This is a genomic window from Acidovorax radicis N35, assembly GCF_000204195.1.
GTDB lineage: Bacteria > Pseudomonadota > Gammaproteobacteria > Burkholderiales > Burkholderiaceae_C > Acidovorax > Acidovorax radicis.
This window is the reverse complement of record NZ_AFBG01000018.1, coordinates 549,217-563,540: the sequence shown is the minus strand read 5'-3', so window position 1 is coordinate 563,540 and position 14,324 is coordinate 549,217. Positions and strand designations below refer to the sequence as shown.

12 protein-coding genes are annotated in these 14,324 nt (G+C 66.2%); 3 read left to right on the top strand and 9 right to left on the bottom strand.

The genetic code is table 11. The annotated features are described in order from the left end of the window. Positions 1–5 precede the first annotated feature (5 nt). From ARADN35_RS0108215 to ARADN35_RS0108200, 4 genes are all read right to left on the bottom strand, one after another. On the bottom strand, positions 6–719 hold the full coding sequence (locus ARADN35_RS0108215) for a hypothetical protein (protein ID WP_010460967.1): 714 nt from the start codon (positions 717–719) through the stop codon (positions 6–8). Continuing rightward, positions 716–1,753, bottom strand: coding sequence for an MlaD family protein (locus ARADN35_RS0108210; protein WP_010460965.1), 1,038 nt, complete (start codon positions 1,751–1,753; stop codon positions 716–718). Before ARADN35_RS0108210 ends, ARADN35_RS0108215 begins: the two co-directional genes overlap by 4 nt. A gap of 59 nt (positions 1,754–1,812) precedes the next feature. After that, on the bottom strand, positions 1,813–2,613 hold the full coding sequence (locus ARADN35_RS0108205; protein WP_010460964.1) for an MlaE family ABC transporter permease: 801 nt from the start codon (positions 2,611–2,613) through the stop codon (positions 1,813–1,815). A gap of 196 nt (positions 2,614–2,809) precedes the next feature. Beyond that, complete coding sequence (locus ARADN35_RS0108200; protein WP_010460962.1) at positions 2,810–3,271, bottom strand: Cd(II)/Pb(II)-responsive transcriptional regulator; 462 nt, start codon at positions 3,269–3,271, stop codon at positions 2,810–2,812. A gap of 69 nt (positions 3,272–3,340) precedes the next feature. Here ARADN35_RS0108200 and ARADN35_RS0108195 point away from each other — a divergent pair, with 69 nt between their 5' ends. Further along, complete coding sequence (locus ARADN35_RS0108195) at positions 3,341–4,003, top strand: cation efflux transmembrane domain-containing protein (RefSeq protein WP_010460960.1); 663 nt, start codon at positions 3,341–3,343, stop codon at positions 4,001–4,003. A gap of 3 nt (positions 4,004–4,006) precedes the next feature. Beyond that, on the top strand, positions 4,007–4,882 hold the full coding sequence (locus ARADN35_RS28525) for a DUF3703 domain-containing protein (RefSeq protein ID WP_010460958.1): 876 nt from the start codon (positions 4,007–4,009) through the stop codon (positions 4,880–4,882). 38 nt (positions 4,883–4,920) lie between these two features. On the opposite strand, the gene ARADN35_RS0108185 is transcribed toward ARADN35_RS28525, so the two are convergent. From ARADN35_RS0108185 to ARADN35_RS0108170, 4 genes are read right to left on the bottom strand one after another with little or no spacing between them, the layout of a single operon-like run. Next, entirely contained in the window at positions 4,921–5,514 is a 594-nt protein-coding gene (locus tag ARADN35_RS0108185; protein WP_010460956.1) for a DUF2894 domain-containing protein, read from the bottom strand. Continuing rightward, a complete protein-coding gene (locus ARADN35_RS0108180) occupies positions 5,507–6,166 on the bottom strand; it encodes an OmpA family protein (RefSeq protein WP_010460954.1) in 660 nt (219 codons plus the stop codon). Before ARADN35_RS0108180 ends, ARADN35_RS0108185 begins: the two co-directional genes overlap by 8 nt. Further along, positions 6,163–8,589, bottom strand: a complete 2,427-nt coding sequence (locus ARADN35_RS0108175) for a DUF802 domain-containing protein (RefSeq protein WP_010460952.1) — start codon at positions 8,587–8,589, stop codon at positions 6,163–6,165. The genes ARADN35_RS0108180 and ARADN35_RS0108175 overlap by 4 nt, the downstream gene beginning before the upstream one ends. Beyond that, entirely contained in the window at positions 8,586–9,437 is an 852-nt protein-coding gene (locus ARADN35_RS0108170; protein ID WP_244265859.1) for a DUF3348 family protein, read from the bottom strand. Before ARADN35_RS0108170 ends, ARADN35_RS0108175 begins: the two co-directional genes overlap by 4 nt. 309 nt (positions 9,438–9,746) lie before the next feature. Between ARADN35_RS0108170 and ARADN35_RS0108165 the strand changes: the two genes are divergently transcribed. Then, positions 9,747–10,406 (top strand): YitT family protein, encoded by a 660-nt coding sequence (locus ARADN35_RS0108165; RefSeq protein ID WP_181147532.1) that lies wholly within the window; start codon positions 9,747–9,749, stop codon positions 10,404–10,406. 29 nt (positions 10,407–10,435) lie between these two features. Here ARADN35_RS0108165 and ARADN35_RS0108160 read toward each other — a convergent pair whose 3' ends face one another. Next, a complete protein-coding gene (locus ARADN35_RS0108160) occupies positions 10,436–13,984 on the bottom strand; it encodes an EAL domain-containing protein (protein ID WP_010460946.1) in 3,549 nt (1,182 codons plus the stop codon). Between the last annotated feature and the right edge of the window lie 340 nt (positions 13,985–14,324).

The following is a 14,324-nucleotide window of genomic DNA, read 5'->3' as shown; positions in this document are numbered from 1 at the left end:
ACACCTCAGCGCAGCGGTGCACCTTGCTCCACGATGGCCATGCGCCGACGCAGCGCGGCTGCAGCCTGCTGGTCGCCCGCAGCTTCGGCGCGATGCGCCTGCAAATTGAGCCACGCCATCAGCGGCCTGCGCCATCCCTGGGCAGAAGCGGTGTCGGCAGCGATCGCGATCACCGCCGGGCTGGAGCGCCCGGACTGAAACAACACCCCGGCGGCCACCAGCCGCGAGAGCGGGTCCTCCAAGGCAGACAGGGCCGACGCATCGCCTGATGCGGCCACTTTGCGCTGGGCTTCGGGCAGCAAACCCAGATCCTGGGGCTGCAATCGGCCCGCCAGATAGTCAGCATAGGCGCGCTCGGGCGCGGCGGCGTCGGCACGCAGCCGTTCAAAGCCTTCGCAGGGGCCGGGCACCAGACTGGCGGTCTGCGCGGCGCAGCGCATCAGTTCCAGCCGGGCCAGCAGGTCCGGGCGGCCCGTGCGGGCCACTTCAGCACGGGCACGGTCCCATTCGAGCTTGTCCACGCGTGCATTGCCCGACAGAAAAGCATCGATGGCCTTTTGCGCAGAGCCCTGGGCGTTCATCTGCCAGTCGGGCACGGGGGGTTTGCTGGAGCATGCGGCCAGCAGCGCCGCCGCGACCACCATGGCGCCGAAGAAGAGCATGCGCAGGGACATGGCAGGGCGCTGGGCCTTGAAGGACAGTGCGGCAAATGGCTTCATGGCAGCTTGAGTTCCGTATCCCGCGCGAAAGGCCATTTGCGGTTGATTTCGTTGACCAGGCTTTCCACCTTGCGCAGATTGCTTTCCACCTCGGCGCGCAGGGCCCCCAGGTCGGTGGAGGCTTCGCGGGCATTGGCGCCAATGGCCTGGGCCTCCACCAGCACCGCATCCACCTTCTTGAGGCTGGTGCGGGTGTCGGCCAGCAGCCCATTGAGCTGGGCCACCGTGGCACGCACCTCGGGCACCAGCGCGTCCTTGCTGCCCTCACTGCCAAACACCTGCTTGTCGGCGCGTGCGGCCATGCCGTCCAGGCGCGCAAGCAAGGCGTTGGTGCGTTCGAGCGTGGCCACGATCTTCTTCGCATCGGCTTCGTTGCCCATCAGCACGCCCAGCACACCCCCCGGTCCGTTGATGCGGTCGGTCAGCGCCCGCACGTTGGCCAGACTGCCGCCCAGGGCAGCGTCCTGCGCCGTAAGCGCATTGAGGTTGGACAGCAGTTCGCGCGCCGAGGCCATGAGCTGCGGGATTTCGGCGGTGGCGTCGCCGCGCAGCACCGGGCGCACGGAACCATCGGGCAGGAGCTTGTCGTTCAGCATGCCGGTGTAGGCGCGGATGTTGGTGCCCCCCACGATGCCCCGCACCAGGGTGAACACGCTGGATTCGCGCAGCCAGTGCACATCCTTGCGGGGCACGTCCACGATGATGCGGGCATTGCCGGTTTCGGCCAGCTCAATGCGGCGCACGCGGCCGATGGGGAAACCCGAGAACGTCATGTCCATGCCCACCACCACGCCTTCGGAATCGTCCGCCGTCAGCACCAGGGTCTGCGTGGGCTCGAACGCGCCGCGCGCGTACAGCAGGTACAGGCCCGAGCCTACGATGAGGGCCACCGTGAACAGCAGCAACGCCGCCGCCTTGATCTCCAGGTAGGCCACCGGGCGCAAGGTTTCCACGGGCGGCACATCGGCGGCCGAAGAAGCCGGAGCGGGCCCTGGGGGTGGCGTTGGGCGGGCGTTGTGGTTCTCGTCGTTCATGGTGCCGGAAGGTGGGTCGCTGAAAGGAGGTGGGGGGGTCGGGTGTCAGCAGACATCGGTCAGTAATAGTTGCCCATGAGCGAGGCCACCTCGATCATCAGCAGCACGGCAAACATGCGGGCCAGGCCGCCCAATTCCGAATCGGGCTGGGTGCGGTCGCCCGTGTCGTACAGGCCCGCCGCCATAGGGATGAGCGCCACGGCCAGGCTGAAGAACACCGTCTTGAGAGCGAACACCATCGTCACGCTGGGCGTGAACACCTGGCCAAACATGCGCGTGTAGCTAGGCAGCCCCGCCAGGTTGAAACCATACACCCCCAGGTACGCCAGCACCAGGGCCACCACGCAGCTGAGCGCGGCGAGCGTGATGCAGGCGAACACGCCCGCGATCACGCGCGGCAGAAGCTCGATGCGCACCGGGTCCGAGCCATGGGCGCGCAGCGTGTCGAACCGGCCGGTCTGCCGCAGGCGCGTGATTTGCGAGCCATTGGGGATGGTGCAGCGCATGGCCACAAACAGCGCCGCCGTGAGCGGGATCAGCTCCAGCACCAGCACGCGGATCACCATCTCCAGCGCATAGCGCGACAGGCCATAGCTGAGCGCCGTGACCACCACAATGCGCGTGAGCACCAGGCTGAGCAGCGCTGCCAGCACCGTAAAGCCGAGCAGCACCGGGGCGGTGTCGAGGTAAAGATGGCGCGCCAGCGCCCTGCGCGTGCCCTTGCCATAGCTGGACGGCGACAGCACCAGCACCAGCACCACAGCTCCGAGGTACAGGATGCGCCACCAGGCGACCGCCCAGCGCCGCGCGGTGTTCCACACACGTTCGGGCAGGGAGAGGCCGGGCAAGCGCGAAATCATGGCCGGATCATAGCGGCGCACTCACAGCAAGCGTTCACGGTGGGTCGTCATGGCATTTTTTGCATGTTTTTTCGCTCTAGCGCTTGATAGATAAGAGCAGACAGCTATTATTTAAATAGCATTCTTGGATGCAGAAGAAACAGCTCCTCACATCCTCGCGAAAACTGGTGGCGGCAAGCGCCGACGGCACACCGGGCTACACATGCCGCTTTCCCGCAGCGGTGGCTGAAGGCATGGCGGGCTGCGCATCCGCGCGCGCATGCAGGGCTTCGATGATGTGGCAGTGGTCATCCGACCCATCGCAGCGGTTGCGCAACGCCAGCAGGTCGGCCTCCAGCGTCTGCAGCTCTGCCAGACGGGCACGCACGTGCTGCAAATGGTCATCCAGCGCATCGCGCGCAGCGTCGCAGTCTTCCTTGCGGCTCCAGTCCAGTGCCAGCAAGGTGCGCACTTCATGCAGCGACATGTCCATGGCGCGGCACAGGCGGATAAAACGCAGCTGGTGCACATCCGCGCCGCTGTACAGACGGTAGCTGTTGTCGCCCCGCGCTCCGAGAGGCAGCAGCCCCTCCTTCTCGTAGTAGCGGATATTGGCAGCCGACACCCCGGACTGCAGGGCGGCCTCGCCAATGCGGAACTGCACAACGTTTTGATCCATGGCTTGACCTTCAAGTGACTTTAAGGTTTCCAATCATGCCATTGCTTTCAAAGAACCGGAGAAGAACTCATGTCTGCCCACTGCCACCACGACCACGGCGCCAACGGCCATCAGCATGGCGCCCCTGCCACCGCCGACCCGCGCTACCGCCGCATCCTGTGGATCGCGCTGGTCGTCAACGCCGCCATGTTTGTGGTGGAGCTGGGGGCGGGCACCCGCTCGGGCTCGGCATCGCTGCTGGCTGACGCCATCGACTTTCTGGGGGATGCCGCCAACTACGGCCTGTCGCTCTGGGTGCTTGCCATGGCCCTCACCTGGCGCGCGCGCGCTGCCCTGGTCAAGGGGGCCAGCATGCTGGCGTTTGGCGTGTTCGTGATCGGGCGCGTGGCCTGGGGTGCGTGGCAAGGCACACCGCCCGAGCCCTTCACCATGGGTGGCGTGGGCCTCCTGGCGCTGGCGGCCAACCTGGGCGTGGCCGCCCTGCTCTATGCCTACCGGGAGGGCGACGCCAACATGCGCGGCGTGTGGCTGTGCACCCGCAACGATGCCTTGGGCAATCTGGCGGTGATGGGTGCGGCCCTGGGCGTTCTGGGCACTGGCACTGCTTGGCCCGATCTGGCAGTGGCCGCCGTCATGGCGGGCCTGGCCATCAGCGGGGGCTTGAGCGTGATTCGCCAGGCACGGCACGAGCTGGCCGGCTCCGCTGCCCAACCGCAACCTCAGGGGCGCTGATCCATGCACGTGCACCTGTCTACCCCCTTGAGCGCGCCGCCTGAATGGGTGGCTGCCCAGCTGCAAAGCACCGCCGTGTTCCGCCATATCACCGCACCGCTTATCCGGTTCCGGCCAGCGCGGGGCAAGGAATGGCCCACGCACTGGGCGCCCGGCGAGCTGGCGCTGCACATGCGGTTACTCGGCGTCTTGCCCATGGGCCCGCAGACCGTACGCATCTCTATCGAGCCACCCGCACAGGCGGGCGGCTGGCCCACGCTGCGCGACAACGGAGAAGGCGTGCTCATGCGCCGCTGGGACCACCGCATCACCCTGCAGCCCCTGCCCGATGGTCGTACGCTGTACACGGACGACATCGAGGTGGTTGCACGCCACCTGCCCTGGCTGATGACACCGCTGAGCGCCCTGTTTGCCCAGATGTTCTACCGGCACCGCCAAAGGCGCTGGCGCCAGTTGGCAGCCCAGCACGCCGCAGGGGGCACCGCCCCCACCGCGCTGCACAGGCGCGCCGCGTTCGACCACCTGCTGGCCGGCTTTGCACACCAGCCCGACGTCCCCCCCGCCCAGCGCTGGCGCTGGCTGGAGGCCGCCCATGTGCTAGGGCAGACATCGTTGCCACTGCACTGGCGGTCACACACTGCCATGCTGCGCCATGCCCTGGTTCTGGGGGATGCGCGCGAGGCCACCGGCCAGCTCCTGCGGCTGGCCCTGGTGCCCCTGGGCCACCTGCTGGCACGGTTGCCGTTGGGCAACATCGGGCGGTCCCATGTGAGTGCTTTCCGGCCCATGGTGCCTGCGGCGGAAGTCACTGTGCTCATGGACCAGGCGCTGAAGGAAACGGCGATCCGCCCCGTGCAGCCGGACGACCACGGCTTCTAAAAACTGCGCGCCGCGTACCCCGGTCGCAGCCTGTGCACTCAGAGTTTGGAGGAGCGACCCGCGCGACCCGGCTTGAGAGGTGCCCTGGCTGGCTTCGCGGCGGCCTGCTCCAGCCACAACAGGCTGTCCATCTGCGACAAAAAATGCCGCAAGTAGTCGGGTGACAGGGTCCGCATCAGGGCCAGGGAGCGCAGCATGAGCCGGTGCGCATTCAGCGGCCCTGCGTTTTCAGGTCCACGCGTGAAGGCCTGGGCCACCTGCTGTTCTGCAGAAATTTTGGACCAGACTTCACTGAAGCGGCGCACGCTCTTCATGTCCGACAAGCTGGCGCCACCACCCACCAGTACGCTGTCTGCATCGGCCTGGGCGCGGGCACTCAGATCGCGGTTCAGCTGCGCCAGAGGGGATGGCGTCCCGGCCACCACCGCACCAGCCAGTGGCCGGGGGGCAGCTGGCCGGGCACGCCCGGCGTAGTCCCGCATGGCGGTTTGCAATCTGCCTGCCAGCACCTGCTGGACAGCCTCTGGCTGCGCAGGCAGGCGTGTGGCCAGCACCTCCAGGTACCGAAAGCGCACCGGGTCGTGGTGCTGCGCGCCTTCTGCCCGCAGGGACTCCAGGGTTGGCTCACTCATTGCGGACGGGCTTGGCTTGCGCAGCGCGGGGTACAGGGGCCATCTCCACACGGCGGTTCTGTGCCCGCCCCTTTTCGTCGGCGTTGTCCGCCACCGGCTGCTCAGCACCAAAGGCCGCTGCAAACACCTGGGACGAGGGCATGTCCTCTTCGATCAGGGCGCGCGTGACGGTCAACGCGCGCTGGGCCGACAGTTCCAGGTTGTCGGCAAAACGCTGGTGACGCCCTTGCAACAGCGTGGTGTTGTCGGTAAAGCCACTCACCATCAGCATTTCATCGCGTTCGCGCAGGTACACCTGCAGCGGCTGCACCAGGCTTTGGAGCAGTTGCCGGCCTTCAGGGCGCAACTCGGCAGAGCCTGCCGCAAACAGCACGCTGCCGCTGATGCCAATGCGGCCTTCATTGACCGTGACGCGGCCACTGGCCAGCGGAATCGCCAGCGCTTTTTCCAGCGCCATCCGGCGCTTTTCTTCCATCTGCCGCTTTTCCACTTCCTGCTTGAGGCTGGCAACCAGGTCGATCTGCACCACCAGCACGCCCACCAGAATCAGTACAAACGCGCCCAGCAGGCCCGCCATGAGGTCGCCAAACACAGCCCACACCGGGGCCGTTTGCTCGGTCGCATCGTCCAGCGTGTCGTCCAAGCCGGTCACGCAGCAACCCCCTGCACCGCAGCGGCCATTTGCCCATTGAGGCGGCGCAGGTCTTCCACGATGCCCTGCTGCGAGGCAATGCTCAGGTCGATCACCTCACGGGCCTGCGCCACGTAGTAGGCAAGCTGCTCATCGCTGCGGCTCATCGACTGGCCAATGGCACCTTCGATGCGCTGCAGGCTGTCCATCAGCTTCTCGTTGCTGGCCGTGAACAGCCCCACGCCGTGTCCAAAGGATTCACCCAGGCTGGACAGCTCCACCGCGCTGGCTGCCACGTGCGCCGAAACTTCATCCACCTTGCCCGCCTGCGCGCCAAGCGCCTGGGAAAACTCCTGCCCGGCCTGCTCCAGCACCGAGGCCGCAGACCCCACCAGCGATTCAATGGCCGCACGCTGCTGCCCGGCGGCTTCGTTCACCGAATGGAGCAGCACACCCAGCTGTTCCATCATGGCCGTGCGTTCTGCCAGGGCCGCGTTGTCGCGTTCGCTCAGGTGGGCCATCTCCTGGCGCAGTTGGGTGATCACCTCGGCAGCGGCCTGCGGCACATCCGAAGCCGTCTGCAGCAATCGCGTGAGCGGGGCTTCCAGCGCAGACCCCAGCGTGGCCAAGTGTCCGGCCACGGCGGCCTGCAGCGCATCGAGCCGCTCTACAGCAGCCTGACCGCGTGCCGCCTCTGCATCCCGCAGTGCCACCAACTCCGTGCGCCACACGCCCGCCAACGCATCCATGCGCTGGGACTGGGTTTCCGCCCATTGGGCTTCGGCCTCGATGCGCGTGTGCAACAGTGCGTCCGACTGGTCCATCAACCGGGCGGCACCGCCCAGGGCCTGGTGGACCTGCTCGGTCATGCGCTCGGTGAGCTGCGCCGCAGCGCCCTCCAGCGCCTGGCACACGCCGCGCTGCTGCTGCACCGTTTGTTCACCCACACGCTGCCATTGCTGCGCGAGCGTGCTCGCCATGCCCTCCATGGACCGGGTCCAGCCCGCAAGGCGCTGCTGGTCAGCCGTCGCCTCGTCCGCCTGTGATTTCTCCACCGTCTCCTGCAAGGAGGCCAGCAGCGCCGTGGTGCGCTGCTCGAAGGCCTGCGACACCGTCTGCAGTGACTGGTCGAGCTGGGTGGCAGCGCCTTCCAGCGCCTGGCAGACGCCGCGCTGCTGCTGCGCCGTTTGTTCACCCGCAAGCCGCCATTGCTCCGCCAATGTGCTGGCCATTCCTTCCATGGACTGGCTCCAGCCTGCAAGGCGCTGCTGGTCGGCTGCCAGCTGGGCCGCCTGCGATTGGGCCACCGTCTCTTGCAACGTGGCCATCAGCGCCGTGGTGCGCTGGTCCAGCGTCTGCGTGATGGACTGCAGCGCGCTGCCCAGCTGCACCGCCTGCTGGTCCTGCGTCTGCGCATGGCGGTGCAGGGCCTCCGTCCAGGTGTCAGCCACCTGGCGGGCTGTGCCTTCCCATTGGGCCGTGAGTGCGTGTATCTGTGCGCCGGTGGCCTCGCGCAGCTGCTGGTGCGTGCGCTCGGCCTCTTGCGCCAACGTTGCCATGGCCTGTTCCACCACCGGGCGGATCGTCTCACCCGCCATGCGGGCGCTGGCGCCCAGGCTGTCGTGCAGGGATGCCCCCACGCTGGTGGCCAGCTGGGTGTAGGCCGCCGCCGCCTCGCGGTGAAACACCTGCTGCTGATCTTGCAGTTGGCCGTTCAACTGCGCATGGCGGTGCTCCAGCCCCTCCATCAGCCCCTGCAGGCGCTCCGCAATCAGCGGCATGGCCTGCGCCTGGGCCTGCAAGGCCTCGAACATTTCCTGGCGCCGGTGGGCCGCCGAAAACGGGTGCAGCACGCCGGCAATGCGTGCATCAAGCATGCGCAATGCCACCAGCCGCTCGCGGCGGCACAGGGCCGACATCAGCCCCAGCATGGCCGACGAAGCCACCCCCGCCACCGACGTACCAAACGACAGGCCCAACCCCTTGATGGGTGCCGCCAGCGCAGCCCTGATCGACTCCAGGCTGGACGAGGCCTCCAGCGCGAACACCGCGCCATTGAAGGTCACCACCATGCCCAGAAAGGTGCCGAGCATGCCCAGCATGACCAGGAGCCCCACCAGGTACGGCGCCAGCGCAGGCCCCGGCAGGGGCACACGCTCCCCATCGATCCGCTGGCGAACCGGGTTGCGCAGGGACAGATGCAGGCGCTCCAGCCAGCCGCCCAGGTTCTCCAGGGGCTGCTGTGGCAGCCCAGCCAGCGCTGTGGACAGTGAGGAAGTCGCGGCCCGAAACTGCATCAGTTCATAGGCCCCCAGCACGTAGACGGCGGCGATCACGGCCGTCATGGCGAGCGCCAGGGGGCTGGACCCGACAAATCCCCACCCCACCCAGCCCACCACCGCCAAGCCCACCGCAAAGATGGCGGCTATCACATTCTTGTTCATTCGATCATTCCTGTTACCTGTTCCGGGCTCATGTTGGTTTTAGGGGGGCGGTGGGGGGTGCTGGGATGGCGTTCATGGCTTTGGGCCGCCTCCAGCAAACCCGCAAGGGGCTCCAGACGCACCTGCAGCTCGGCCAGCAGCAGCGCACGCAGGTCCTGCTCGAAAGCAAACAGCCAGCCGCCAGGCAAAGCCCAGCGCTGCGGCTCATCGTCGCGCCCTGCAGCCGCCAGCTGCTGCTGGTGGGCTGCGCGCAAATGGGTCATCCGCCGCTCCAGATGGCCGGGCAGAGACGCCCACAGCCTTTGCTCGCGCACACCCAGCATCTGCTCCATCACCGCGTCCAGCATGGCAAGGCGGCGCAGCCCCTCTGGGCCCACCGACAAGGTCTGCCGAACCTGCGCGCGCAAGGTAGCCAGCCGGGTATCCATCTGCTTTTGCAGCGCCAGATAGCGCGCTGCGTGGGCTGCGAAATCCGCACCGGCCTCGGGGTCCGGGGCGTCGACAGGGGTGTTGTCGGCGCGCTCACGCATGGGCTTGGTGGGCGCTGCCTTGGCCGTGACCAGGTCCGTCAAGTCGGCCCTGGCGGTCTGAAGGCTGGCTTGCAGGGCGCGGACATCGACCGCCCCTGCGCCGAGCCCCACCGATGCGGACGGGATTTGGCTGGCCTCCAGGGCGTGCAGCGCCCGGCTGAGCTTGACCGCATCCACCGTGCTCAGCCATTGGCTCAGCTGCTCCGCCACATCCAGGCGCACCGGCCCGCTGTGCGCCTGCGCCCATTGCTGGAGCAGGAGAACAAGTCTGGAGCTGTTGAGTCGGTGGTGCTGGTACATCGGTCTGGGCCATCCCATTGCAGCTGCGTCCTTGAGGCAGGCACAGGTTTCAGGGAGCAGCTCCCCGCAATGGGCAAAACCGACTATTTTCGCAGGAACGCCGCCGACTCCGCCCCACGGCGCCCTGCGTTGCAGGTGTTACATCTCCAGCTAGTGAAAGGCACCACCGACAAAGGGCATTTCGGGGGGTTGCCCTTGGGGAGAACGCCCTGCGGATTCCTCGCCTTCTTGACGGCGGACAAGTCCGGCACGGAGTTTGCATGGTTCAATGGACTTCGCGCTTCCTCCTTGGCGCATGCGCCATCGCCCTGCCCGCCTGTTGTCACCATGTCCACCCCGCCCGCCATTTCCGCCCCCGCTGCCCCAAACCCCGCGCTTGGCGCAGCCCCTGTGGCCATTCCACACACGCACACAGAAGACGCGGTGGCCATCTTCACAGGTGTACTGCTGATTTCCGTGGGTGTGGCTTTTTTCACCAGCGCAGGTCTGCTGACCGGCGGGACGGCAGGCCTGGCTTTCCTGCTGCACTACGCCACCGGCATCGGCTTTGGCAAGATTTTCTTTGTGTTAAACCTGCCTTTCTACTGGCTGGCCTTGCGCAAGCTGGGACGGGCATTCACGGTGAAGACCTTTCTTGCCGTGCTGCTTTTGTCGCTGCTGACCGAACTGCAGTCGCAGTTTGTGCAGTTTGCGCAATTGCAACCCTTGTATGCAGCCATCGCTGGGGGTCTGATCACGGGCACGGGGTTTCTGGTGTTATTCCGCCATCGCTGCAGTCTGGGCGGCGTGGGAATTGCAGCGCTCTACCTGCAAGACCGGTACGGATGGCGCGCGGGCAAGGTCCAGATGGCGGTGGACTGCTGCATCGTGCTGCTGGCGCTGTGGACGGTGGAACCCTTGCGCGTTGCCTGGTCCATCGCCGGGGCCGTGGCGCTCAACCTGGTCCTGGCGATGAACCACCGGCCCGGGCGCTACATGGCGGTGTGAGCCGGAGTCAACCGACCCCAGTGCTGACCTCAGGCCGATGTTGCCCTTGCCAGCAGGTACTGCTCCAGTTCCTCGATCGGCACGGGCCGGCTGAACAGATAACCTTGCCAGAGCATGCAACCGTGCCGCTCCAGAAACGCCCGCTGCGCGTCGGTCTCTACGCCTTCGGCGATCACGTCGATCCCCAGGCTCTGCGCCATGCCGATGATGGTCTGCACGATCAGCGCATCGGTGTGCTGAATGCCAATGTTGCGCACAAAGCTCTGGTCAATCTTGAGCTGGTCCAGCGGCAGGCGCGTGAGGTAGGACAGCGATGACTGACCCGTCCCAAAGTCATCCAGCGAAAAACTCAGGCCCAGTGCACGCAGTGCGCTCATCTTGGCAATGGTGTCATCCACGTTGTCCAGCGCCAGGCTTTCCGTCAGCTCCAGCTTCAAGCGGTCGGGCCGTGCGCCGGTTTGCAGCAACACGGTGCGGACCTGTTCCATGAAGTCGGGCTGGCGGAACTGCCGCGCGCTCACATTCACGGACAACTGCAGCTGCTCCATGTCGGGGTTGCCCTGCCAACGGCGCAACTGGGCACAGGCAGTTTGCAGGACCCACAGGCCAATGGGCAGGATCAGCCCCGTCTCTTCGGCCAGCGGAATGAATTCACAAGGCGACACCATGCCACGCTGCGGGTGCCTCCAGCGGATGAGTGCCTCGGCTCCCACGGTGCGTGCACCACATCCCACCTGGATCTGGTAGTGCAGCAGAAATTGCCCGTCCGCCAGCGCCGTGCGCAGGTCGTTCTCCAATGCCGCGCGGGCCGAGATGGCGGCCTGCATCATGGGGTCAAAAAAGCGGATCGCATTGCGCCCGGCTGTCTTGGCGGCATACATGGCCAGGTCGGCATGCTTGACAACGTCTTCCACCGTCTGGCTCTGGCCGCTGAACAGCACCGCCCCCACGCTGGTTGTGCTGTGCACATGGTGCAACGCCAGCTGATAGGGCTGGTTCAACGCGGCCAGTATCTTCTCGGACACATTCTGGGTCTGCTCTGCGGCATCGGTGGCAAGTTCATCCAGATCTTCCAGCAGCACCAGAAACTCATCCCCCCCCAGGCGGGCCACGGTATCGCCTTCGCGCACGCAACCCGCCAACCGCTGCGCAACCTGCTGCAGCAGCACGTCGCCCATGTCGTGGCCCAGTGTGTCGTTCAAGGTCTTGAAATGGTCCAGGTCCAGGCACAACAGCGCACCGTGCAGACCGGTGCGCGCGCTGGTGGCAAACGCCTGCTGCAGGCGGTCCAGCATCAGGCGGCGGTTGGGCAGGTGCGTCAGCGGGTCGTAGAAGGCCAGGTGCTCGATCTCGCGCGCAGCCTGGGCGCTTTGGGTGATATCACTCAGCGTACCAACATAGTGCGTGACTTCGCCTCCGCCATCGGTGACGGCGGTAATGCTCATGAAGTGCAGGTTGACCTCGCCACTTCTGCAGCGGTTCCATATCTCACCCTTCCATTCACCGGTGCTTGCGAGGCTGTCCCACATGGCATCGAAAAAAACCTTGTCATGGTGGCCGGAGGCGAGCAGGCTGGAGCGCTTGCCCACCGCTTCTTCGGCGCTGTAGCCTGTGATCTTGGCGAACGCCCGATTGGTGCGCAAGATGACGGTTTCGCGGTCGGTCACAACCATGCCTTCCTGCGACTCGAAGGCAATCGCGGCAATGCGCAATTCGTTTTCGTCGCGCTTGCGCGCCGTGATGTCTTTGCCCACACCCCGGTAACCGCAGAAAGTGCCGCTCAGGTCAAAGATCGGCGTGCCGCTCACCGACAACCAGTGAAGCCGGCCGGAAAGGTCCTTGCGCTGAAACTCGAAATCGCGGAACTCCTGGTGGCGCTCGAGCAGTTCGCGGTGCTCTTTCCAGCGCGCTTCGCTCACCCCAGGCGCCGCCAGCTCCCAACGCGTCTTGCCCATGTGCACCGCCGCCTCCTGCAGCAAGCGGTCCTTGTCGCTACCGTCCACATGGGTCAGGCGGAACTGGGCATCCTGCTCCCAGTACCAGTCAGACGACAGGACGGTCAGGGTGCGAAAGCGCGCTTCGTTGTCCTCCAGCTGCTTGCGCACCCGGTACGACTCCGATACATCGCTGAACACCAGCACAACACCCACGATCTGTCCTTGTGCGTTGCGAATGGGCGCCGCACTGTCGGCGATCTGGTACTCCGCCCCGTCCCGTGCGAGCAAGGTGGTGTGGTTGCTCAGCCCCACCACCTCGCCCTTGGCCACCACCATCCGCACCGGGTCGACCACGGGTGCCCGCGTGCTGGCATTGACGATGCGAAACACGTCGGTCAGCGGCTTGCCACGCGCTTCGGGCAACGGCCAGCCCGTCAGGCGCTCGGCCACCGCATTCATGCGCGTGACGAAGCCCTGCGCATCCGTGGCCACCACCCCGTCGCCAATGGAATGCAGGGTGATGGCCAGGTTTTCCTCGCTTTCGCGCAACTGTGCCTCGGCACTTTGGCGGGTGAGCGCCATGCGGTCAAAACGCCGGCCCAGCTCGGTCAGCTCTGCCAGGCCGGTGGCCGGGGCCTGGGGCGCATAGTGGCCCTGGGCCAGTTCGTCCGTAGCAGCCAACAGGCGCCGCAACGGCTTCATCACCCCACGCCGCACACCCTGCTGGGCCAACAGGAAGGACAGCGCAAGGCCCGCCAGCAAAAAAGCCACCTCGGTCCACATGTTGCGGTTGGCGGTGGCGTAGAGCTGGTCCAAGGGCACGGTCAGGCTCATGGTGGCCACCGTTTTCCCCCCCGACTCGATCAGGGGCTGGAACACCATCAGCTGGTGCGAGCCTGCGGCATTGCTGCGCTGCAAAACCCCTTCGGCAGAGCGTTGCAGCGCGGCGCTGAAATCGGCATCGGCCAACTGGGTTCCCAGCTCACCCGCATCGGGCGGAAAACGCGCCACCACGCGCCCATCGGGGTCCGTCACACGCGCCACGGCGCCTGGGGGCAGGCTCAGGTCTGCGAGCCGCAGGCTCCACCACTCGAGCGACACCACGGCCACTGCGGCACCCACCACCTCCTGGCCACCCGGTGGAATGACCGGGACCGCGAAATTGACGCTGGCCACCTGGGCAGCCCGGTCGATCTGAAAAGCCCCGACCGAAAACTCCCGGGCGGTGATGGCATGCTGAAAATAAGGCCGGTTCGCCACGTTCACGGGGGCCTTCAGCGGCCGCGCATTGCACAGCAGTTCCCCATTGGCCTGCGGCACGCCGATGTTCACGTAAGTGGCGTTGAGCGAGAGCACCTCGGCCAGGTACTTTCCGCAATCCGGGTCACCCGGCCGGTGCACCTGGGGCATGGCGGCGAGTTTTTGCAGGAAATCGCGCGTGCTCTGTATCAGGCGCTGCTGGCTGGCTGCCACGGCCCGCAACGTGCTCAAGGCTTGATTTTCGGCAGCGGCAATGGCGTCCATGCGGTGCGCCCGCGCCTGGTAGACCGCGAGCAGCACAGCAGGCAGCGTCGCCACCAGGACCAGCCAGCGGATACGCGCAGACAACGTACTCCAGGTTCCCACCAGCCAGGAAGGCATACCGACCTTTCGTCTTGGGATGGCCTGCACAACCCGCCCACACCAGCGGCAGCGCGGATGGGGTGGCCACAAGGCGTCATTTTTTGCACCCTATCACTGAGCCATGGGCAAGAAAAGCAACGCGGGGGACCACCAGAGGCCGCACACCACCGACCGCAGAGAGCTACGCTGGCCATCCAGCCCTACACAGTCATACCGGTGCACCACCGGGCCGAGGGGTGCACCTAACGCATTGTTACATCGTAAGCCGATCTGCCCCAGCCCGCCTCCCTATTTGCCCGGAGTGCCCAGCGACGTGGGCAATGCCGTCAGACGCGGGGTAGACAACCTGCAGGGAACC